General features: G+C 45.3%; 1 protein-coding gene. It reads left to right on the top strand.

All coding sequences use genetic code 11. From position 1 onward, the window contains the following. On the top strand, positions 1-243 hold a 243-nt coding region (locus tag AAEY62_RS24290), incomplete at both ends, for a hypothetical protein (RefSeq protein ID WP_350637032.1).

Here is a 243-nt window from a genome sequence, read left to right as displayed (position 1 = left end):
ACCCTCAATATAGACCCAAATACACTGGCTAATTTACTCAGTGGCGTAGGCGGTGGGCGCGATCCGGGTTCATCAAACTCAAGCTTTGTACGCAGCGAGCTTGAAGAAAGTTACTACCAAGGCGATCTAGATTTTTACACCGATTGGGGCTTTTTAACAACCATTAAAACCGGCGTAAAATACCGCGAAGCCACATTACACCGCGAAACCGGTAATACCTTCTTTTTAGATCCTCGTTTTGAT

The organism is Pseudoalteromonas sp. GW168-MNA-CIBAN-0100 (assembly GCF_040309225.1).
In the GTDB taxonomy this organism is placed as follows: Bacteria; Pseudomonadota; Gammaproteobacteria; order Enterobacterales; family Alteromonadaceae; genus Pseudoalteromonas; species Pseudoalteromonas arctica.
The sequence above is the reverse complement of the archived record's forward strand: the minus strand, read 5'-3'. Positions and strand labels throughout refer to the sequence as shown.